Here is a 20,678-nt window from a genome sequence, read left to right on the forward strand (position 1 = left end):
CATGAACTAATTTTACTATACTTTTTTTAACCCTAATTTTTCCGCTCGTGTTAGAACAAAATCATAAGCTGCCTGGTATTCATTTGGAATTTTTCCATCCAAAATAGCCTCTTTTACAGCTTCTTTCAATATTCCTATTTCTCTCGATGGTTTGAGGTTGAAAAGTGCCATAATTTCTTCTCCCGAAATAGGCGGTTGAAATTGACGCACGTGATCTCGTTCTTCTACTTCAATTATTTTTTTTCGTACCACATCAAAATTGTCGTGGTATTTTTTGAACTTTTTAGGATTTTTAGTCGTGATGTCAGCCTCGCACAAGGTCATTAGGTTGTCCACATCTTCACCTGCATCAAAAACCAATCTTCGTACGGCAGAATCAGTAACAATATCGTCGGCAAGAATGATAGGTCTTGAACTCATCATAACCATTTTCTGAACGAATTTCATTTTCTGATTTAACGGCATGTGCAAGCGTTCGAAGATTCTTTTTACCATTTTCCCACCAAGAAATTCGTGCCCATGAAATGTCCAACCTTGTTTTTTATTGAATTTTTTAGTTGGTGCTTTTCCAATATCGTGTAATAATGCCGACCAGCGCAACCATACATCGTCTGTATTTGGGCAGATGTTATCTACAACCTCTAATGTATGATAGAAATTATTTTTATGTGTATGACCTTCAATTTCTTCTACATTATTTAATGATGTTAGTTCGGGTAAAATAATATCCAAAAGTCCAGTTTTGTATAAAAGTAAAAATCCTATTGAGGGTTTATCAGTTGAAAGAATTTTATTTAATTCATCTACAATTCGCTCACCTGAAATAATTGAGATGCGCTCTTTATTTCTTGAAATTGCTTCTAATGACTCCGCTTCTATTTCAAACTTTAATTGCGTTGCAAATCGTATTCCTCGCAACATTCGAAGTGGATCGTCAGAGTAGGTAATATCTGGATTTAATGGTGTTTTGATTGTTTTGTTTTCCAAATCGATCAATCCATCAAACGGATCGATTAACGCGCCGTAGTTGTCTTTATTTAATGAAAATGCCATCGCATTTATGGTAAAGTCACGTCGGTTTTGATCGTCTTGCAAGGTTCCATTTTCTACGATTGGATTTCGGCTATCTTGATTGTAGCTTTCTTTTCTAGCGCCAACAAACTCAATATCAATATCTTTGAATCGCAACATTGCTGTTCCGTAGGTTTTAAAAACTTGAACTTTTGGTTTGTTAGGCAATAATTCTGATACTTTTAAAGCCAAATCGATTCCTGAACCAACAGCTACAATATCAATATCTTTTTTAGAATCTCTTCCTAAAATATAATCACGAACAAAACCACCAATTACATAACTTTCAACAGAAAGTTCTTGGCTTGCTTGAGCTATTATTTTAAAAATTGGGTTTGTTAATGCTTTAGTGTAGTTCATAATATTTTTGGAGCCACTGATTCACAGATTTTTTTAAATTATTTTATGATTCTTTTGTATTCGAGTGAAGTTGCATTAAAATTTACCAAAATAGCAAGTCTGTGTCCAGAAACGTGAAGGTAATTTAAACATTGCGAAATATGTTTTTCATCTAAAGAGTTTACTGATTTAATTTCAATTATAATCTTATCTAAAACAACAAAATCAGCATAAAATTTATGGTTAAGAATTATATCTTTATAATGAACTAAATATTCCTTCTCCCTTGCAAAAGAGAAATTAATTCTGTTTAACTCATATTCAAAAGCATCTTTATAAACTATTTCAGCAAAACCTTTTCCAAGGTTTTTATGTACTTCAATTAAAGCGCCTATTATTTTATATGTATCATCGGCGTATAAGAATTCTGGCATGTTACTATGTTTAAAAAAATCTGTGAATCTGTAGTTCAAATTTTATTTACGTAATACTTTAACCTGTGAATCACTAGTTAATTTTATGATTGTAGAAGGCTTTCCTGCAATTCTATCGCGATGTAAATTTACAACATAGTCAACGCCGCTCACTATTTCTGGACTTATATCTTTGAAAGCAATTGGAGTTGGTTGCCCAGAAATATTTGCCGATGTAGATACCAATGGTTTTTTCATGCGTTCCATCAGCTTAAAACAAAATGGTTCTTTTACCAATCGTACACCAAGTGATTTATCCTGAGCAATAATATTTTCGGCTACATTTCTTGGATTATCTAAGATTAAAGTAGTCGGATTTTCAGATAAATCTATTATTTGCCATGCTACTTCGGGAATATCTTTAAAAACATTGTACATCATTTTTTCTCCATTCATCAGTACGATCATACTTTTAGAATCGTCCCGTTGTTTTAGAGCATAAATTTTTGCAACCGCTTCTTTATTCGTAGCATCACAACCAATTCCCCAAACGGTATCTGTAGGATATAGAATAATTCCTCCTTTTTGAATTACTTCGAAGGCGTTGTGAATTTCCTGATTTATATCGCTCATTTTAATCTTAAATTTTAAAATGCAAAGTTATTAAATATCTATTAAAAACAGACCCAAGTTGGAGTTTGAAAATTTTTATTTTTATACGAAACTAGAATTGATATATTTGCCAAATAAAATTAGTTTTTCATGAGATTATTACAAGTTACTGCATCTAAAGGTTGGCGCGGTCACGAACAAAAAATAATTTATTTGTACGAGGCCTTTCGTGATTTTGGATACGTTGAAGATCAATGGATTGTATGTCCAACAGATTCTGAAATTTTTAAAATTGCGACGCAAAAAAACATGCAAGTTATCGGTTTGGATTTTAAATCGGAATACGATTTTAAATTTGCAAAGTCTCTAAAATCAATTACAACTTCTAATAATGCAGATATAATTTTTATTCACAACAGCGAATCGCATACCATTGCCGTGCTTTCATCGTTATTATATGGATTAAAAGTACCTTTGGTATTGTGCAGAACGCTAATAAAACGTGTGGATACTAATTTTTTTAGAAAATGGAAGTACAATTATAAAGGCATCAAAAAGATAATTTGTGTATCGCAACCTGTCGTTGATGTTTTGAAATATGCAGTGAAAGATCATTCTAAATTATCCGTTGTTGGTAGTGTAACTGACATTAATAAATTTACCAAAACTCAAAAAACAGGAATGCTTCACAAGGAATTCAATATTCCTGAAGAGTATAAAATTATAGGTAATATTGCAGCATTTACTGGATTTAAAGACCATAAAACATGGGTAAATACGGTTGCAGAATTGGTAAAAAGAAACGTAAAAGCTAAATATATTCTCATTGGAAATGGTCCACTTGAAACCGAAATTAGAGCGCAAGTAAAAGAATTAGGATTGGAAAACGACATTATTTTTGCTGGTTTTAGAAAAGACATTCCTGAACTGTTACCTGAACTGGATTTGTTTCTTTTCACTTCTAACAATGAGCCAACTGGTGGTGTTTTATTAGAATCATATGCTTGTAAAGTGCCAATTGTTGCAGCAAATGCAGGCGGAATACCAGAAGTAGTAGTTGATCATCAAACTGGATTTTTGGCTGAAGTTGGAAATCCAATAGATTTTGCCGACAAAGTGGAACAATTATTGTTCAACCAGGAGTTGCAAGAAAAATTTACTGTAAATGGGTATCAATTTTTGCTAGATAATTTTACCAAAGAAGTTATTGCCAAAAAAATGTTTGACGAACTGAACGAAATTGTAAGCAACAATCATGGAAAATAAAAAAATATTATTTATAACTTTTGATATGAGTGGTTACTATACTGGAGTTTATGAAGAATTAAAACAAAGGTATTCTCATGTAGATTTTTACAACACTGCCACTATTTCATACAAGTATAAAAATATTTTTGAAAAGTCATATTCATTTTTTTACAAACTATTTACAGGTAAAAAACTTAAGAATTTCTATAAGTATAATAGTCTTATTAGTGAAGTACAAAATAATTCGTATGACATAACACTTGTTGTAAGACCTGATTTATTTTTTGATTCACAACTTCAAATTTTAAGAAAAAGTTCTAAATTTTTTGTTGCATTTTATCATGATTCTATAAACAATATTAAGCGTAAGAAAGATGTTATTTCTTTTTTTGATAAGGTTTATACTTATGAGAAAGTGGATGCAGAAAATTATAAATTAGACTTTCTTCCGAATTTTATTTATTTCGAAGGAATTATAAATTGTAATAAAGATGCTAAAGGTGCATTTTCTGTAATGTCTAATGATTACAGACTTAAAACCTTACAAAATGTTGCTTTATCATTAAAACAATCAAACGTAAATTATAATTTGTGCGTAATGCAAAAAGCCAATAAAGAGTGCAATTTGCTAAATTACATTACCAAAAGAATGTCAAATGATGAAGTTCTTGAAAATATTAAAAAGGCTAAATTAATTGTTGATATTCACAAATACGGAATCCAAGATGGATTAACATTTCGAGTTTTTGAAGCTTTGGGTTTGAGAAAAAAAATGATCACCACTAACGCCGATATCATGAATTACGATTTTTACAATCCAAACAATATTTATGTTATCGAAGATTTAAATAATATTGCTATTCCAAATACATTTTTGACTACAGAATACCAAGATGTTCCAGATGAAATTTATAATAAATATACTTTAAAAACGTGGTTGTCTACAATTTTAAAACACTAATTATTTGTATTTATAAATTCCAATTGTTTTTTTAAACTGTTTGCTAAACAACACCATTTTCACGTAAAAAAAGTTTTTTAAACTCAAAATCCACCATTTTTTAAATGGTACTAATTCTGATTTAAGTCTTTCATCTATAGTTTTAGAAACTTTAAAATCTGAAGCAATTGTTTCCCATTTAATATTGCCGTATCCATCAAATTCATTGACCTTGTTTTTTTGATGAATGATTGACATCCATAATCTTTTATCGGTTATTTGAGTCAATCGTGATTCTTTTTTCCACATGTTGTGGTCGTTTTTCCATACCGTTTTTGGATTTTCGTTTTTTTCAATCAAACTAATAAACGGATTGAAAATGTGCTCTTTTTTACCCAAAATAAAATTGGGTTCTACTTGTAGTGAATAGCCTTGAATAATATCAATAGCTTGATAATCTTGATTTCGAAATTGTTTTTGCACTTCATCAATAAAATTTCGGTGAATGCAATCGTCATTATCAATTCGAGACGTTATAATGTGCGAGGCATTGGAACAGTTTTCTGAAATAAAATTTTGTATTTCAGTTTTAAAACTTGGCATTCCATCGATATAAAAAACCTTAATATTATTATATTCTTGGGTAATTTCAGCGATCATTTTTTTGAAATAGTCATCGGTTGTAGTATCAAAATAGAGCAACCAAGAAAAATTAGTATTGGTTTGATTTACAACAGACGGCAAACAGAAATTCTCAAATAGCCACATTCTATTTTTCATCCAATCGTCGTTCAACAGCGACTCGTTATTTTTAGTAACATCCCATTTTGGGTTTCGAAGGTTAAATCGGGTAATTAAAAAGTGCTGAAACATAGATAAGAATTCAAATTTTGTTTCAAATTTAAAGTAAATAATTTAAAAATAGTATTTTTGCAATTCAAATGTATACGAATGATCTTCAAAATTAATCCGAAGTTTACAAGCCAAACAGATGCTTTGCTGCAAATTATTAAAAACTTTAATGATTTTGGAACTTACTTAAACGAGCCGGTACGAAATGCTATCAAAATTTTCGATTTTGATGCACAAAAAATAAATGTAAAATCGTTTAAGAAACCGAATTTTATCAATGCTATTATTTACGGATATTTTAGGAAATCGAAAGCGCAACGTTCCTACGAATATGCCAATATACTCTTAGAAAACAATATTGGAACACCACAACCCATTGCTTTTCTTGAAAATAAAACGATTTTAGGTCTTAACGAAAGCTATTACATTAGCGAACAATTGGAAGTCGATCTACTTTTTAGAGGTTTGACAACCGATGAAAATTATCCCAATCGCGAATTGATTTTGCGACAATTTGCACGGTTTACATTTCAACTGCATGAAAAAGGAATTGAATTTATAGACAATACATCTGGAAATACATTGATAAAGAAAATTTCTGAAGATAAATATGAATTTTATTTGGTAGATTTAAACAGAATGAATTTTCATGATTCGATGTCGTTCGAAAAAAGAATTAAAAACATTGCTAAATTAACTTCTAATGCCTCTATTGTTCAGATTATTAGCGAAGAGTATGCGCATATTTCTAAATACAATTATGATGATTTTTATACTGCATTGGTAGTAGAAGCTCAAAAATTTCAAGATCGATTTTATAAAAAAAGAGCCTTGAAACGCAAACTTAAATTTTGGAAAAAGTACTAGAATAGTAATTTATTCTTTAAGTTTGTAAAATATGAAAGCATCTGTAATAATGAGTACTTATAATGCTGAAGCATGGCTAGAAAAAGTGCTTTGGGGATTTAGTATTCAAACCGAAAATGATTTTGAAATTATTATTGCCGACGATGGTTCTACAGATGCAACTAAAAAAATTATTGAGGCTATTGCCAGCGAAATAAAGATTTCTATCAATCATGTATGGCAAGCAGATAATGGTTTTCAAAAAACACAAATTTTAAATAAAGCCATTCAAGAAGCTAAAAGTGAGTATTTAATTTTTACAGATGGCGATTGTATACCACGAAAAGATTTTGTCAAAGCACATTTAGAATTAAGAGAAAATAATCGATTTTTATCTGGTGGATATTTTAAATTACCACTTTCGGTTTCTCAAGATATTTGCAAAAATGATGTAATTTTGCAAAATTGTTTTTCCGCCAAATGGTTGCGTTCCAAAGGAGTACCCATGCGTTTTAAAATGATAAAATTTTTGGCAAATAATTTTACTGCCTCATTTTTAAATATTGTAACGACTACAAAACCTAGTTGGAATGGACATAATGCTTCCGGTTGGAAAGCAGATTGTATCGCCATCAACGGCTTTAATGAAGACATGCAATATGGTGGCGAAGATCGAGAATTTGGTGAGCGATTGCAAAATTTTGGAATTAAACCAAAGCAAATTCGTTACAGTGCAATTTGTGTACATTTAGAACACGACAGAAATTATGCAAATGAAGCCAGTAAAGCTAAAAATTTACAGATAAGAAAACTGAATAAAGAAAATAAAACTACCCGAATTGCTAACGGTATTTTTAAATAAATAAAATTTAATCACATCTCAAATAAAGAGTTAAGATTATGAAAGTAACAGTAATTATAAGTACTTACAATGCCGAAGAATGGTTAGATAAAGTACTTTTTGGATACATGCACCAAACCTACAACGACTACGATGTAATTGTAGCCGATGATGGTTCACGACCTTCAACCAAAGAATTAATCGATAGTTATAAAGCAAAATATCCTGTTCCGTTGCACCATTTATGGCACGAAGACCTTGGTTACAGACGTCAAGAAATACTGAATGTTGCCATAATGGAAGCCAAAAATGAGTTCATAATAATGACCGATGGCGATTGCATTCCTAGAAAAGACTTTATAGAAGTGCATGTAAAAAATGCAGAAAAAGGTACATTTCTTTCAGGAGGATATTGTAAATTGAGCATGAAATTAAGTAAATTAATTTCGCATGAAGATATAGCCAACGGAAACTGTTTCGATTTAAAGTGGTTGGAAAGTCAGGATAAGATAGATTTTTCTAATAAATTAAAAATAGGAGCAAATCCATTTTTAGGATCTATTTTAGATTTTATTACGCCAACAACACCATCTTTCAACAACTGTAATTCATCAGGTTTTAAAGAAGATATGATTGCGATAAATGGTTATGACGAACGAATGAAATATGGCGGACCAGATCGTGAATTTGGTGAACGACTGGAAAATTTTGGAGTAAAAGGAAAGCAAATTCGACATAAAGCAATCTGTCTTCACTTGGATCACAGTCGCGGATACAAAACGCCAGAATCGTTAGCAGCAAACTTAGCAATACGAAAAGAAGTAAAGGATAAAAAAATTGTTTGGACTCCATACGGAATAAAAAAATAAGTGATAATGAGAATATTAGTAACTGGAGCGGCCGGCTTTATTGCTTCACACTTGTGTGAAAAATTAGTCGATTTAGGACATGAAGTTGTTGGAATTGATAATTTCAACGACTACTATGATATCAATTTGAAACGTTTAAATGAAAAAGATTTAAACGAAAAAGGAATTCAAATTGTTGAAGCCGAACTAAATTCAGATTTGAGTAAAGTTTTCGAAAAACCCTATGACTATATTTATCATTTGGCAGCACAACCAGGAATTTCTGCAACAACCAGTTTAGATGAATATGTAACCAACAATATTTTTGCAACCAAGAACTTGCTTGATGCGGTTTTACAGTTTAATTCGTCTATAAAATCGTTCGTTAATATTGCTACATCATCGGTGTATGGAAAAGTTGCAACTGTAGATGAAACCATTCCTCCAACGCCAGTTTCTTATTACGGTATAACCAAATGGTCGGCAGAACAAATGGTACTTGCTTTGCAAAGAGAAGGTAAAATAAATGCTTGTTCAATTCGATTGTATTCTGTTTTTGGACCAAGAGAACGTCCTGAAAAATTGTACACGAAACTGATCGAAAATTTGTACTACGACAAACCTTTTCCATTATTTGAAGGCAGTACTAAACACGAACGCAGTTTTACATATGTAGGCGATATTGTGGATGGTTTGGCTTCTATAATAGGAAAAGAAAACCAAGTGAACGGTGAAATCATTAATCTTGGTACAGACGAAATCAATACGACTCAAGATGGAATTAATTATGTCGAAGAAATAATGAACAAAAAACTCATTATAGATAATAAACCTCCAAGACCAGGCGATCAGGAAAAAACGGCTGCAATAATCGATAAGGCAAGAAAACTATTGGATTATAATCCGAAGGTAACTTTAAAACAAGGCTTGCAAGAACAAGTAAATTGGTATTTGGAAAAATTTACGAAATAATAGAATCGACAAATTTTTGCAGTTTTTCTTTATATAAATTAGGAACCAATCGTTGATACAATTCTATCGATTGGTTTTTGAATTTTTTAGGATGTTCGTTATTGTAAATCTCTGGATAATAATCAAGTAAATGTACTGATACATGCGATTCATTATCATCTTTCATATTCCATGAAGACTTATTAATCCAAGGTGAAAATAAAGTAAACGTTTTGATATTCAGTGCTTTTGCCATATTCACAGCGCCGCCTTCATTGCCAATTAAAGCATCACATTGCGACAATACCGCTAGAAAACTTCGCAAACTTTTCGTGTAAAAATCTAAAATAATTTTAGATTGAGTTCCAGGTTGACATAAATCGTAAATTGCTTTAGCTTCAGCTTCTTGATTGGGCATAAAATTAAAAAGTAGCTGAACTTCTTGTTGTGCGGCTATTACATCTAGTGTTTCAGCCATATATCTTGCAGGCAAACTCTTTTTTTCATCACTTCCTAATACGCTAATCATTACAATAGGAATTGCAGTATTCAAACTACCAGATACAGAATTTTTGGCATCGTTTATTTCGTTTTCAGTAAGATAAATTTTCGGAAAAATTGATTTTGGATTTGAATTTTTTACTAATCCGGCAGCTAGTTGCAAACGATGAAATAAAGCCGAACCATCAACATTTTGTTTCGGAATAATGGTGTCTGAAAAAAGTAATGAAGTGTACCATTTTTTAAATCCAATTCGGATCTTAGCACCCGAAAAATAGCTCGGAATCACGCTTTGCCATTTTCCATAGGCATCAATCACAGCATCATAATTCTCTTTTTTTAAACTGACACCATAAATAATCAATTTTCGTAATCCTTTGTGTTTCTGAGGTTCAAAAAATACAATTTTATCAATGAATGGATTGTTTTCAACCACGGCATACGTGTTGGGCTGAACCATATAATGCACAATCCAATCGGGATGTTGCATTTTTATTGCTTCACAAATAATTGTACTCGCAAGGACATCACCAATCATTTTGTTTTGAATTACAAGTACTTTCATTTTTTTAAATTAAAAATTAAGAGTTGAGAATTAAAAAATTAAGGTATCTATAACTTTAATTTTTTAATTCTCAATTTTTAATTAATTAAACCGCTACATCGTATTCTCTAAGCGCATCGTTCAACGATGTCTTCAAATCGGTAGATGGTTTTCTTTTTCCAATAATCAAAGCACACGGAACTTGGAAATCTCCTGCTGCAAATTTCTTAGTGTAACTTCCAGGAATTACAACCGAGCGCGAAGGTACATATCCTTTATATTCAACTGGTTCATCTCCAGTTACATCAATAATTTTAGTAGATGCCGTCAAACATACATTAGCACCAAGAACGGCTTCTTTTTCAACACGAACGCCTTCCACAACAATACATCTTGAACCGATAAATGCACCATCTTCAATAATAACTGGCGCAGCTTGCAAAGGCTCTAATACACCACCAATTCCTACACCACCAGAAAGATGCACATTTTTACCAATTTGCGCACAACTTCCAACTGTTGCCCAAGTATCAACCATCGTTCCTTCATCAACATAAGCACCAATATTCACATAACTTGGCATCAAAATTACACCTTTAGCAATATAAGCACCATATCTAGCAACTGCTGGCGGAACAACTCGAATGCCTTTCTCAGCATATCCAGTTTTCAACAACATTTTATCATGATATTCAAAAATACCCGATTCTAAAGTCTCCATTTTCTGAATCGGAAAATACATCACAACCGCTTTTTTCACCCATTCGTTTACTTGCCAACCATCAGCTACTGGTTCTGCAACACGCAAAGTTCCAGCATCAAGTAAGGAAATAACTTCTCTAATCGCTGCAAGTGTGGCTTCATCTTTCAATAAATCTCGGTTTTCCCAAGCATTTTCTATACTAGTTTGTAAATTATTCATGTAATAAATTTTTCACAAATATAAAGTCTTTTTTCTTTGAAGCCAATAGCTCGGGCATTTTCTATCAACCATTTTCCTGCTGTTGCAAGTCGCTTTTCGATAAAAAAATCGAAAGAGCTCCAACAATTGCAACATCAGGACTAGCGATCTATCATTTTAACTAAAAATAATATAAAATATCGATGCAATTGTATAACATTGCAGTTTGTAATTCATTGTAAGTTTGCAACATATAGTACTAATTACTATACCAATTTATTTATGAAAAAATATTTATTTATCGCCGCAGTAGCATTAGTTATCATGTCATCTTGTAAAAAGCAAGAAACGACAGACGACAACACTAGTTTATCTGCTGATTCAATTACGCAACAAGATACGACTGCAACAACTAATGACAATATGGTGCAAGATTCTACAATGGTAGATTCTTCAAATGTTGAATTGCTTAATGAGATGTCGACCAAAACCACTTCAACCGAAGTTGATCCATCTAAAGGTAAATTTGCATTGTCTGAAACTAAATGGAAACTTACAGAACTAAACGGTAAGCCAGTCACAAACACAACAGGAAAAGAGTATTACATAAATTTGGATTCAAAAACAGCTAAATTTGTTGCTTATGCAGGATGTAATAACATTTCTGGTGCATATACAATGGTAGCTGAAACTAAATTGGCATTCTCTAAAATAATTTCAACTAAAATGGCTTGCCCAAACAGCGATACTGAAGCAAAATTTGTTAAAGCTCTTGAAAAAGTAGACAATTACATGATTGAAGGTACTGGTAAAGTATTACACTTCCATAAAGGTAAAATGGCTGCTTTGGCCAAATTTGAAGCAGTTAGATAAACTTCTCTAAACAAAAACAGCTGTTTTTGAATCCTCTGAAAAGAGGATTTTTTTTGCTATAAACCTAAGTTTTGTTTTAACTTTGTCAAAAAAAATGCCACGAATTCTCGCCATCGATTACGGATATAAACGCACTGGAATTGCAATAACGGATGAACTTCAGATTATCGCATCGGGGTTAACAACAATTCCTTCAGAAACTGCAATTGCATTCTTAAAAGACTATTTTAGTAAAGAAAAAGTAAGCGAAGTACTCATTGGCGAACCCAAACAAATGAATGGTGAACCTAGTGAAAGCACCAATGTTATCGAGCAATTTGTAACAACTTTCAAAAATAATTTTCCAGAGATGAAAGTTACCCGAGTCGATGAACGTTTTACTTCCAAAATGGCATTTCAAACGATGATTGACAGCGGATTGAGCAAAAAACAGCGACAAAACAAAGCTTTAGTCGACGAAATTGCAGCTACAATATTACTACAAGATTACCTAACGCGTAAAATGTTTTAAAAAGAAATCGATTTCGTAAAATTTCCTAAAATCCTTTAATAATTAATAAAATTTTAGGAAAATTGAGTTGTATCTTTGCGTAAAAATTGCAATTATGGACAATTCACAATTAAATCCTCAAACTGATGTAGTGCTTATTGGAGCTGGAATTATGAGTGCTACTTTGGGTACAATCCTAAAACAAGTACAACCCAATATTACTATTGAAATTTTTGAACGATTGGATGTTGCTGCAGCCGAAAGTTCCGATGCTTGGAACAATGCTGGAACAGGACATTCTGCTTTTTGTGAATTAAATTATACTCCAGAACTAGAAAACGGAACTGTAGAAACAGTAAAAGCTGTCAAAATTGCAGAACAATTTGAATTGTCAAGACAGTTTTGGGCTTACTTGGTGAAACAGAATTTAGTTTCAACTCCCGAAAATTTTATTAAAAGTATTCCACACATCAGTTTTGTTTGGGGAAATAAAAATGTCAATTTCTTACACAAAAGATATGAAGGTTTAACGCAGAATCCACTTTTTAAAGGAATGAAATTCTCAACATCATTTGATGAAATTCAATCTTGGATTCCGTTAGTGATGGAAGGGAGAAATCCAAAAGAAAAAATTGCAGCTACTTATATGGAAGAAGGTACCGATGTTAATTTTGGTACTTTGACAAGAAATATGTTTGAGTATTTGAAAAATCAAAACGGAGTTGCATCTCATTTTCATCATGAAGTCCGCAATATTAAAAAGCAAGACGACGGTTCTTGGACTTTAAAAGTCAAAGATTTAGCAACCGGAGAAAGCCGAAAAATAAATACCAAGTTTGTTTTTATTGGTGCTGGTGGCGGTTCATTACATTTACTTGAAAAGGCTGATATTCCTGAAGGAAAAGGTTTTGGCGGATTTCCAGTTTCAGGGCAATGGCTTCGTTGTACTAATGAAGAAGTAATCCAAAAGCATCATGCCAAAGTTTACGGAAAAGCTTCTGTTGGTGCACCACCAATGTCGGTTCCGCATATTGATACAAGAGTGATCAACGGAAAACAAGAATTACTTTTTGGACCTTATGCCGGATTTTCGACTAAATTTCTTAAAAATGGTTCGTATTTAGATTTGGCAAAATCCATACAAACCGATAATATTCTACCAATGCTTTCGGCTGGTTTCAGAAATATTCCGCTTACCAAATATTTAATCGATCAAGTAAGACAATCGCAAGACGATCGAATGGTAGCTTTGAAAGAATATGTTCCGAATGCAGTTAAAGAAGATTGGGTTTTGGAAACAGCAGGTCAACGTGTGCAGGTGATCAAAAAGGATGAAAATGGAGGTGGTGTTTTAGAGTTTGGAACCGAAGTAGTCAATGCTGCTGATGGAAGTTTGGCTGTTTTACTTGGTGCTTCTCCAGGCGCTTCAACCGCGGTTGCAATTATGGTAGATTTATTAGCAAGATGCTTTCCTGAGCAATTAAAAACTCCAGAATGGCAAGCAAAAATTAAAGAAATGATTCCGTCTTACGGAAAATCATTGAATACCAATCCAGAATTGTGTGATGCGATAAGAGCAGAAACTTCGAGAACTTTAAAATTAGAATAGTTTTAGTTTAAATTGATGTTAGTCGACGATTTTAAAATACTTTGAGACAGACTTATAAGCCAAATTAACTGCTCAATTACCAACTGAAATTCTTGCATTTTCAAAAGATATTTTTCGTCTTCCATGTTTCCTTCCAACATTTCTTTGGTTAGAATAGCTTTCAATTCCTTAAATCGAATGGCGACTTCTTTGTCAAGATTGCTAAATGTTTTTGGTTCGTTTTCATCAGATAAAACTGAAATTGCTGCATTTAAATTATTAGTTACAGCAGTAATTACCACATTAAAAGCTTCAGATGCTTTGGTAGTTTTATGAGTTTGTACATAACTTCCTAATGACGCCGAAGCAGATAATAATGTGTGATTTAATTCTGTCATCTTATAAATTTGTGACATTTGCTTTTGCTTCGATTTGGGTTCTTGCTCCATTCTTTGAAACGACGTCATTAAATTTCCAAGTTCGACGAAAGCTTGTTTTCTTGACAATTTATAATCGGTTGTCACTTCTCCTTTAAGATTATATAAAATCGAAATTTGTTGTATGTAATTCCTGTTGGCTTCCACCGATTTTTTAATAAAACTTTTGATATTTATAAATTCCCACGAAGGCCAAAGAAGATAATTTGCTGCAAATGCTAATGCGGAACCAGTTAACGTATCTACAATTCTGTTCACAATTACGTCATCAATATCTGGAACCAGCATTCCGTAAACAAATACCACGTACATTGTTACGAAGGTTGCTCCAACTTTGTAATTGGATTGGGTAAATGTAAAAGCCAAAAGAATGCATAGTATTGATAATGTGCTTGTGACGATGGTATTTGTAGTGAAAAATAAAATTCCAAAAGCAATAATTGCACCCAAAATTGTTCCGAAAATTCTATCTATCGATCGTTGTTTTGTCAATCCGTAACCTGGACGCATGATGACGATAATGGTTAAAACAATCCAATAGGCGTTGTTGAAAGAAAACAGTTGTCCGATAATAATTCCGGTTAAAACAGTTATTGTCAATCGGATTGAATGGCGGAAAACAGTTGACGAAAAACTTAAATTTTGCACCAGCGTACTCAACGGATAATAATGCGGTGTCAGGAATTTTTCTAATTCTTTATCTCTAATTTTAAAGTCTTTTAGGTTTACTTTAAAAGTAAATATTCGCTCCAGCAAAATAATTTTTTCCACTTGCTTTTCTGCATAATGCAACATATTGGTCAACATCAAAACGGTTTCCGATTGCGAATTTTCACCCGATTGTTGTTGATAATTTCGGATTACAATTTCAGTATCTTCCAAATCTTTCAATAGCGAATGAGAAATTACATAGTTACTATTATTAAGTATCGATTGCGATAATTGCTTCAAAACTAAAGAAAGATTGAACGCTAAATTTTGATACGTTTTCAGAATTATTGGATTGGAATCAAATTTTTCATGCAATTTGGCATGATCGAATGATGTTGAAATAGCAAGTTCTAGAATCTCAACTAGTGAAATAAAGACAATCAACATTTTTCGATTCTGATTTGAACTACCCGATTTGGAACGGTTTCTGATTAAAATTTCACGTAAATCTTCGTGAATGGTGTTCAATTCTACTTGAAGTTTCAGTTGTTTTTCAATAATTTTAGACCGGTTGGCATCCAAATCCCATAAATTGCTTCTTAGTTTTAAATATTTTGAAGTTAGTTTTAATGCTTCGGCAATTTGAATTTCAAGATACCGATAGGGTTTGATGAAATGAAAAGTAAGTGAAACTATCAGATAAAAAAATCCGCCAGCAATTAGGTATACTACATCATACAAAATATCCCAACCAAGATGCGTTTTTCCTAAAGCCAAAGCTACTGCCAACAATCCTGAAAACGAAACCATCGATGCTCGAAGTCCGTAAACCGAAATCATTGACAAAAAGAAAACTAATAGGGCAAGAATTGGATAGAACACAAACGGAAATGGGTGCAAAATATTTACTAAAAATGTAGCACTTGAAATGATTAATATTGCAACTAAAATCCCATTTATTTTGTGCTTTAAATTACTTGGAATATCACTGGTAGAAGCTAGAAAAGCGCCAAGTGCAACATTGAAACCTATGGCAAATTCATTGAAATAAGAAAGCAGTAATACTGGAATTACTGATGCAATTGTAATTTTAACTGCTTTGGTAAAGTTGTAATCGTCAGTAATACTTTTAATTCGATTTTTCATTTGCATTCACATTTCCTACAAAGATAGGGATTGCTGAAGTTTTTATTCCAAATTTTAAGAAGAGCTTATCACTAAAAATTACACAATCAATTGCTAAAAGAGATAAAAATAGCTGAATTTTTTACTACTTTTGTAGCCGTTTTAGCGGATTTATTCTGTGTAAATTAAAAATTAAGAAAATGATACTACCAATAGTAGGTTACGGCGATCCAGTTTTAAGAAAAGTAGCAGATGATATTTCTGCTGAATATCCTAATTTATCGGATTTACTAACCAATATGTACGATACCATGTACAATGCTTACGGCGTTGGATTGGCTGCACCGCAAATAGGTTTGGCAATACGATTGTTTGTTATTGACACCGAACCATTTAGCGACAGCGAAGACTTAACTAAAGAAGAGCAAGACCAATTGAAAGGTTTTAAACAAACTTTCATCAATGCAAAAATGCTTGTTGAAGAAGGTGAAGAATGGTCTTTTAATGAAGGTTGTCTTAGTATTCCAGATGTTCGTGAAGATGTATATCGCAATGAAAAAATTACAATTGAATACTACGATGAAAATTTTAACAAGAAAACCGAAGTTTATGATGGTCTGATTGCTAGAGTGATACAACACGAATACGATCATATTGAAGGAATTTTATTTACTGATAAAATATCTTCACTAAAAAAGACGTTAATAAAGAAAAAATTGCAAAATATCATGGACGGAAAAGCACGTCCAGATTACAGAATGAAATTTGCAAATAAAAAAGGTAGATAAATTTTAGTATCTCAAATAAGATATTAAATTTGAAAAATAAATATAAAAATTAACCCATTTAAAATGACTGTAGAAAAAATCTTATCCATTTCTGGGAAACCAGGTTTATACGCACTAAAAGTTCAAACACGTACAGGATTTGTTGCCGAATCATTGCTAGACGGAAAAAAAATTACTGTTGGAATGAAAAGTAATGTAAGTTTGTTATCTGAAATTTCACTTTATACCTACACAGAAGAAAAACCACTTGCAGATGTTTTAAGAGCTATTGCAGTAAAGGAAAATGAAGGTCCAGCACTATCTCATAAAGAAGACAATGATAAATTAACTGCTTATTTTGAAACAATAGTTCCAGATTATGATAAAGAAAGAGTTTATGCTTCCGATATTAAAAAAGTATTAAACTGGTACAATATTCTTCAAGCAAAAGGTCTAGTTTCCAAAGAAGAGCCAAAAGTTGCCAATGCTGAAGCTATAAAAGAAGAAGTTGTAGAAGAAGTAAAAGCCAAGAAAACAGCAAAAAAAGCTTAATTTTTTTTAAAACATAATACTAATCCTGTTGAGATGATTTCTTGACAGGATTTGTTATTTTTACCAATGTAATATCAGATATTAAATTTTAAATATATGAAACCATTAAATTTATTTTGATTATTAAATGCATTCAAACTAGAATAGTTGTAAATGTGCTGAAATCTAACATCTAAAATCTAATATCTAAAATCTAAAATTTAAAATGAACACAAGAAAACAAAAATTGGATGCTTTTGGCAGATTATTAGACATAATGGACGAACTGCGTGAAAAATGTCCTTGGGATAAAAAGCAAACGTTAGAAAGTTTACGTCATTTAACGATTGAAGAAACCTACGAACTTGGTGATGCAATTTTAGATAACAATCTGCAGGAAATCAAAAAGGAATTGGGCGATTTGTTGTTGCACATCGTTTTTTATGCCAAAATTGGAAGCGAAACAAAAGATAGTTCGACCTCGCTCACTACAAGTTTTGATATTGCTGATGTTTGCAACGAAATTTGTGATAAATTAATTCACCGTCATCCGCATATTTATGGTGATGTTGTGGTTGCAAATGAAGACGAAGTAAAGCAAAACTGGGAAAAGTTAAAACTAAAAGAAGGAAAAAAATCGGTTTTAGAAGGCGTTCCAAAAAGTTTGCCTGCTTTGGTTAAAGCTAGCAGAATTCAGGATAAAGTGAAAGGTGTAGGATTTGATTGGGAAGAACCACAGCAAGTTTGGGATAAAGTTCAAGAAGAATTGCAAGAGCTTCAAGTTGAGGTCGAAGCAGGAAATCAGGATAAAATGGAAGCCGAATTTGGTGATGTATTATTCTCGATGATCAATTACGCCAGATTTTTAAATATAAATCCCGAAGATGCGTTGGAGCGAACCAACAAGAAATTCATCAAACGCTTTCAATACCTAGAAAGTAAAGCTGGTGAACTCGGCAAACCCTTGATGGATATGACTTTGGCTGAAATGGATGTGTTTTGGAACGAAGCCAAGAAGTTGTAATTTTTCAAGAATCGTTTCTAAGTTGTTTTCTTTCATCTTGTCTCTTGTTTCTATTCTCTATCTTCTATAACTTCTATTCTCTTTTTTACTTATATTTGAAAACCTATTAACTTATAACCCAATTTATGTCGGAAAACAAAACAGAATTAAAACGTTCTTTAGGATTAATTGATGCCACGAGTTTGGTTGCTGGTTCCATGATTGGTTCAGGAATTTTCTTAGTAACTGCCGCAATGGCAAGAGATGTCGGTTCGGCTGCATGGATTTTGGTAATTTGGTTGGTAACCGGATTATTAACAATGTCGGCTGCATTAAGTTACGGAGAATTGGCTGGAATGATGCCGAACGCTGGCGGACAATATGTATATATTCAAAGAGCTTATGGGAAATTAGTTTCTTTTCTGTACGGATGGACGGTTTTTACCGTTATTCAAACGGGCGTTATTGCAGCAGTTGCCGTAGCTTTTGCCAATTATACAGCCGTATTTTTTCCGATTTTAGAAAACGAGATTTTTACAATTGGTAAGAGTTTTGTTTTTACTAACAAACAAATTTTGGCAATTGTAAGTATTATTTTGTTGACTTACATCAATACCAAAGGCGTTAAAAGTGGTAAAATTATTCAGTTGGTTTTTACATCAGCGAAGTTAATTGCTTTGTTTGCATTGATAATTTTAGGACTTTACGTTGGACTTAAAACCAATGTTTTTTCAGAAAATTTTGCAAACATGTGGGATGCAAGTAAAACCACTTTAGAAGAAAACGGAACCTTAACTATAACAAAATTATCGGGAGTTGCCTTGCTTGGTGCAATGGGAGCAACAATAATAAACTCATTGTTTTCTAGTGATGCGTGGAATAATGTGACGTTTATTGCTGGTGAAATAGAAGATCCAAAGAAAAATATTCCACGAAGTTTATTCCTTGGAACATTAATAGTTACAATCATTTATATTTTGGCAAATATCGCCTACTTGGCATTATTACCACTAAACGGAACGCCAGATGGAACGACTGTGGCGCAAAACGGAATTATGTTTGCTAGTCAAGATAGAGTTGGAGCTGCCGCAGCAAGTGTCATTTTTGGAAATATTGGAGTTCTAATTATGGCCGCTTTAATCATGGTTTCGACTTTTGGTTGTAACAGCGGATTGATTTTATCTGGTGGAAGATTGTTTTACGCTATGGCAAATGACGCATTATTCTTTAAAAAAGCTAAAGAATTAAACCAACATCAAGTTCCTGAAAAAGCACTTTGGTTTCAATGTATTTGGGCTTGTTTTCTTTGTACAACAGGTAAATATGGCGATTTATTAACCTATTCTACATTTGCATCATTGTTATTTTACATATTAACTATTGCGGGATTATTTATTTTAAGAAAGAAAGAACCTGATGCAGAAAGACCTTACAAAGCGTTCGGATATCCAATAATTCCACTTTTGTATATTGCCATTACTTCACTAATTTGTATCACATTATTGATTTATGACACCCGAAATACCGGAATGGGATTAGTAATTGTAGGATTAGGAATTCCAGTTTACTATCTGTTTTTAAACAAAAAAGGAGAAGAATAAAACAAAAATGGTCGAAATTATTCGGCCATTTTTTTTAGTTTGATTTTATCTAGTATTGAAATCTTTTTTCCAACTAGTTCAATTAATTTCAGTTTATTAAATTCGGATAACAATCGGATGCAACTTTCGGTAGCTGTACCAATTATACTAGCAATTTCTTCTCGCGACAGCTGAAGTTTCAGCGTTTTATCAGCGTTAATTCCAAAGGTTTCTTCAAGGTATAAAAGCGTATGGGCTAAACGTTGTTTCACGGTTTTCTGAGCCATATTTACCATTAAATCGTCAGCTTCTTTCAAATCGCCACAAATGGTCTTCATCACATTCATAGAAAATTGATTATTCTCATTAAAGAATCCCAAGATTTCACTTTTCGGAATAAAACAGACTTGCATATCTTCAAGTGCAACCGCACTCAAATTGGCCGGTTCGTCACTTATTAAAGAGCGTTGTCCAAGTAATTCTCCTTTCTTGGCCAATTTTACAATCTGATCTTTTCCGTTGGCACTCAATTTGGTCATCTTACAAACGCCATCTTTAACACAAAAAACGCCATTTACAGTTTCGCCTTCTTCAAAAATAAGTTCGCCTTTTTTAACAATTTTAGAAGTTTTACAATTAGCCATTTTTACCAATTCTTCTTTGTTGAGCGCTTTTAACGAACTAAATTCTCTTACGATACATTGTTCACATTTACTCATTTTAAAA

At 32.4% G+C, this 20,678-nt stretch carries 21 protein-coding genes; 13 read left to right on the forward strand and 8 right to left on the reverse strand.

Annotation, left to right across the window (positions count from 1 at the left end; all coding sequences use genetic code 11):
• Window positions 1-15 precede the first annotated feature (15 nt).
• The 3 genes from ACZ098_RS10655 to ACZ098_RS10665 are packed head-to-tail and all read right to left on the reverse strand — an operon-like array spanning window position 16 to window position 2,456.
• On the reverse strand, window positions 16-1,431 hold the full coding sequence (locus tag ACZ098_RS10655) for a CCA tRNA nucleotidyltransferase (RefSeq protein WP_487311725.1): 1,416 nt from the start codon (window positions 1,429-1,431) through the stop codon (window positions 16-18).
• Between the two features lie 38 nt (window positions 1,432-1,469).
• Window positions 1,470-1,844, reverse strand: a complete 375-nt coding sequence (locus ACZ098_RS10660) for a GxxExxY protein (RefSeq protein WP_487311726.1) — start codon at window positions 1,842-1,844, stop codon at window positions 1,470-1,472.
• A gap of 42 nt (window positions 1,845-1,886) precedes the next feature.
• Entirely contained in the window at window positions 1,887-2,456 is a 570-nt protein-coding gene (locus tag ACZ098_RS10665) for an L-threonylcarbamoyladenylate synthase (RefSeq protein WP_487311727.1), read from the reverse strand.
• A gap of 129 nt (window positions 2,457-2,585) precedes the next feature.
• On the opposite strand from ACZ098_RS10665, the gene ACZ098_RS10670 reads away from it, so the two are divergent.
• Together ACZ098_RS10670 and ACZ098_RS10675 are read left to right on the forward strand one after the other, a co-directional pair.
• The gene (locus ACZ098_RS10670) at window positions 2,586-3,701 is read left to right on the forward strand and encodes a glycosyltransferase family 4 protein (protein ID WP_487311728.1); all 1,116 of its coding nucleotides are present in this window, start codon (window positions 2,586-2,588) and stop codon (window positions 3,699-3,701) included.
• Complete coding sequence (locus ACZ098_RS10675) at window positions 3,691-4,644, forward strand: WaaS/CpsH family glycosyltransferase (protein WP_487311729.1); 954 nt, start codon at window positions 3,691-3,693, stop codon at window positions 4,642-4,644. Before ACZ098_RS10670 ends, ACZ098_RS10675 begins: the two co-directional genes overlap by 11 nt.
• Here ACZ098_RS10675 and ACZ098_RS10680 read toward each other — a convergent pair whose 3' ends face one another.
• Window positions 4,645-5,496 carry a glycosyltransferase gene (locus tag ACZ098_RS10680; protein WP_487311730.1) on the reverse strand — a complete coding sequence of 284 codons (852 nt, stop codon included), beginning with the start codon at window positions 5,494-5,496 and terminating at the stop codon, window positions 4,645-4,647. It abuts the gene before it with no gap.
• Between the two features lie 78 nt (window positions 5,497-5,574).
• Here ACZ098_RS10680 and ACZ098_RS10685 point away from each other — a divergent pair, with 78 nt between their 5' ends.
• The 4 genes from ACZ098_RS10685 to ACZ098_RS10700 are packed head-to-tail and all read left to right on the forward strand — an operon-like array spanning window position 5,575 to window position 8,982.
• Window positions 5,575-6,342 (forward strand): lipopolysaccharide kinase InaA family protein, encoded by a 768-nt coding sequence (locus ACZ098_RS10685; RefSeq protein ID WP_487311731.1) that lies wholly within the window; start codon window positions 5,575-5,577, stop codon window positions 6,340-6,342.
• 31 nt (window positions 6,343-6,373) lie between these two features.
• Window positions 6,374-7,183: a glycosyltransferase family 2 protein gene (locus tag ACZ098_RS10690; RefSeq protein WP_487311732.1), complete on the forward strand. Its 810-nt coding sequence runs from the start codon at window positions 6,374-6,376 to the stop codon at window positions 7,181-7,183.
• Between the two features lie 38 nt (window positions 7,184-7,221).
• Window positions 7,222-8,031 carry a glycosyltransferase family 2 protein gene (locus ACZ098_RS10695; protein WP_487311733.1) on the forward strand — a complete coding sequence of 270 codons (810 nt, stop codon included), beginning with the start codon at window positions 7,222-7,224 and terminating at the stop codon, window positions 8,029-8,031.
• Between the two features lie 6 nt (window positions 8,032-8,037).
• Window positions 8,038-8,982: an NAD-dependent epimerase/dehydratase family protein gene (locus tag ACZ098_RS10700; RefSeq protein WP_487311734.1), complete on the forward strand. Its 945-nt coding sequence runs from the start codon at window positions 8,038-8,040 to the stop codon at window positions 8,980-8,982.
• Here the strand turns inward: ACZ098_RS10700 and ACZ098_RS10705 are convergent.
• Both ACZ098_RS10705 and ACZ098_RS10710 read right to left on the reverse strand, forming a co-directional pair.
• A complete protein-coding gene (locus ACZ098_RS10705; RefSeq protein WP_487311735.1) occupies window positions 8,972-10,027 on the reverse strand; it encodes a glycosyltransferase family 9 protein in 1,056 nt (351 codons plus the stop codon). The genes ACZ098_RS10700 and ACZ098_RS10705 overlap by 11 nt on opposite strands.
• Window positions 10,028-10,112: 85 nt before the next feature.
• Window positions 10,113-10,928: a 2,3,4,5-tetrahydropyridine-2,6-dicarboxylate N-succinyltransferase gene (locus ACZ098_RS10710; protein WP_487311736.1), complete on the reverse strand. Its 816-nt coding sequence runs from the start codon at window positions 10,926-10,928 to the stop codon at window positions 10,113-10,115.
• A gap of 261 nt (window positions 10,929-11,189) precedes the next feature.
• Between ACZ098_RS10710 and ACZ098_RS10715 the strand changes: the two genes are divergently transcribed.
• The 3 genes from ACZ098_RS10715 (at window position 11,190) to ACZ098_RS10725 (ending at window position 13,879) form a co-directional block, all read left to right on the forward strand.
• The gene (locus ACZ098_RS10715; RefSeq protein ID WP_487311737.1) at window positions 11,190-11,780 is read left to right on the forward strand and encodes an META domain-containing protein; all 591 of its coding nucleotides are present in this window, start codon (window positions 11,190-11,192) and stop codon (window positions 11,778-11,780) included.
• 94 nt (window positions 11,781-11,874) lie between these two features.
• A complete protein-coding gene (ruvX, locus tag ACZ098_RS10720; RefSeq protein ID WP_487311738.1) occupies window positions 11,875-12,291 on the forward strand; it encodes a Holliday junction resolvase RuvX in 417 nt (138 codons plus the stop codon).
• Between the two features lie 91 nt (window positions 12,292-12,382).
• Window positions 12,383-13,879, forward strand: a complete 1,497-nt coding sequence (locus tag ACZ098_RS10725; RefSeq protein WP_487311802.1) for a malate:quinone oxidoreductase — start codon at window positions 12,383-12,385, stop codon at window positions 13,877-13,879.
• A gap of 2 nt (window positions 13,880-13,881) precedes the next feature.
• Here ACZ098_RS10725 and ACZ098_RS10730 read toward each other — a convergent pair whose 3' ends face one another.
• Complete coding sequence (locus ACZ098_RS10730) at window positions 13,882-16,092, reverse strand: FUSC family protein (protein WP_487311739.1); 2,211 nt, start codon at window positions 16,090-16,092, stop codon at window positions 13,882-13,884.
• Window positions 16,093-16,271: 179 nt separating this feature from the next.
• On the opposite strand from ACZ098_RS10730, the gene def reads away from it, so the two are divergent.
• From def to ACZ098_RS10750, 4 genes are all read left to right on the forward strand, one after another.
• Entirely contained in the window at window positions 16,272-16,859 is a 588-nt protein-coding gene (gene def, locus ACZ098_RS10735; RefSeq protein WP_487311740.1) for a peptide deformylase, read from the forward strand.
• Window positions 16,860-16,922: 63 nt separating this feature from the next.
• On the forward strand, window positions 16,923-17,390 hold the full coding sequence (locus ACZ098_RS10740) for a DUF5606 family protein (protein WP_487311741.1): 468 nt from the start codon (window positions 16,923-16,925) through the stop codon (window positions 17,388-17,390).
• Window positions 17,391-17,595: 205 nt separating this feature from the next.
• A complete protein-coding gene (gene mazG, locus ACZ098_RS10745) occupies window positions 17,596-18,393 on the forward strand; it encodes a nucleoside triphosphate pyrophosphohydrolase (RefSeq protein ID WP_487311742.1) in 798 nt (265 codons plus the stop codon).
• A gap of 125 nt (window positions 18,394-18,518) precedes the next feature.
• The gene (locus tag ACZ098_RS10750; RefSeq protein ID WP_487311743.1) at window positions 18,519-19,973 is read left to right on the forward strand and encodes an APC family permease; all 1,455 of its coding nucleotides are present in this window, start codon (window positions 18,519-18,521) and stop codon (window positions 19,971-19,973) included.
• Window positions 19,974-19,990: 17 nt separating this feature from the next.
• Here ACZ098_RS10750 and ACZ098_RS10755 read toward each other — a convergent pair whose 3' ends face one another.
• Window positions 19,991-20,671, reverse strand: a complete 681-nt coding sequence (locus ACZ098_RS10755) for a Crp/Fnr family transcriptional regulator (protein WP_487311744.1) — start codon at window positions 20,669-20,671, stop codon at window positions 19,991-19,993.
• Between the last annotated feature and the right edge of the window lie 7 nt (window positions 20,672-20,678).

It is taken from the genome of Flavobacterium sp. SP2 (assembly GCF_057626655.1).